Origin of the sequence: Anabaena sp. AL93 (assembly GCF_001672085.1) — a bacterium.
Lineage (GTDB): Bacteria > Cyanobacteriota > Cyanobacteriia > Cyanobacteriales > Nostocaceae > Dolichospermum > Dolichospermum heterosporum.
The window spans coordinates 1-1,857 of record NZ_LJOU01000205.1; the positions used below are offsets into that span (position 1 = coordinate 1).

General features: G+C 35.0%; 1 pseudogene. It reads left to right on the forward strand.

From position 1 onward, the window contains the following. Nucleotides 1-1,857: pseudogene (locus AN486_RS26445) on the forward strand (hypothetical protein); the annotation flags it as partial.

A 1,857-nucleotide genomic window follows, 5' to 3' on the forward strand; every position in this document is an offset into this window, starting at 1 on the left:
CCACCATTAACTGGCCTCAAAATCAAGAAGCCAATATTTCCGGGAATTGTCACAAAACACCTTTATTTCATAAATTAGCATCTAAAGGCTATCATCAAGAATCAAATAGTGAATCATCATTAAATCCCATTTGTCATACTTGTAAATTCAAAGCCAATTGTCAAGGTGTAGATTTTGAAGGTGATATATTAGATAAAATAGCTGGTGCAAGTTTTAGGAGAGATCGGCGTGAGGCACTGATGAAAGATAGAATCAGATGCCATATTGATTCATTACCATCAGAAATACCAGAAAAATCCCTAGCTTTTGTAGATGAATCTAGTCGTCAAATTAATCTAGTGGAAACTACAGAATTATCATTAACAGATTACCAAAAGACTTTAGGAGAAATTGCTAGACATTTACCAGAAGTTTGGAAACAAATCAAAGATTTTATCTCACCATTGGAGAAATATTTATCTTCCAAGCATAAAGAAAATTACTATGGTTATAATCATAATCAAGTCATGGATATATTGGGAGACATTGACCATAACATTATCCCCAATATCATTGAGTCTTTAAAAGTGCTATCACCTGATTTAGAAGATATCTTTCAAGCTGCTGATAGCGTATCCTTAGATGGCATTGACACAAGTGAAAGAAAGGGAATAAACCCCAAAACCTTGAAATATATTCGTTATACATTCGGTAAAGAAGCAAGTCAAGAATCCCATGAATTATTAGATAACCTAATAGTGAATTGGTTAACACCATTATTAGAAATCATTGCTAATATTAGTCCTGGGGCATTGAGGATTAAACATCACAAGCTAATCATTACCACAAAAAACACCAGACAACTAGAGGTACTAAGTAAATTCCAAAATGTGTTTTTACTGGATGCAACTGCTACCCGAAAAACAGTAGCTTTTGAATTAGGAATAGATGCCAGTGAGATATTAGTCATCTGTGAAAAATTACCTAACTACTCAAATCTAAAAGTGGTACAAATTACTGATTTAGGATTATGTGGTAAAGACAGAAGTAAATCAAAAGTTAAACAATTAGATGCCACAAAAGCAGCATTAGCATCTAATCATCAAAATTTAGGAGTCATTGACCACCTCAAACATAAACAAGATGGTGAAGGTTACTGGTTTAAGGATAATCGCGGTACTAATAAATACATGAATCACGATGCTTTATTTGCTATCGGTTCACCTTATCAGGATATAGGGGCTGTAGCAGCTAAATACGCAACTTTCACAGGGGATTATGACACTAGTAAAGATAATCCCCAATTTCAGGAGTATATAGAGCATTTAGTGAAAGCAGAGATTATTCAGATGGGAGGCAGACTCCGAGCCAACCGCCGCCCTGATGAAGCACTAACAATTTATTTAACTAGTGACGATGATCTTAGTTACCTACTAGATTATTACCCCGGTGCAACCTTAACTAAAACCACTGCTTTTGAGATTACACCAACAGCAGGTGATAGAGAACAGGTAAGCAGATATTATCTATTAGAAGCATTTAAGCAATGTATAGACACAGGAATTAAATGTACACAAAAAGCCGTTGCTAAAATAAGCAAATTATCACAGCCCTATATTTCTAAAATAGCTAGTAAATTTGGTGGGTTCAATGCCCTCAAAAAAATATTACTAGTCCTAATAGAAGCTCTATATAGGGGTAGTAATAATTTTTCTGACCTGTCAGACGATGAAAAATTCTTAGTCAATGACTATTTACCTCTAATCAAAGATAACCCGCCTCCAGAAGTTGTTCAGGAATTGCTAGAAGTAGCTAAAACTATTGGTTATCAGGCATTTAGCAGGATTACCAGGGAATTAGCACCGGATATTCTAGCGG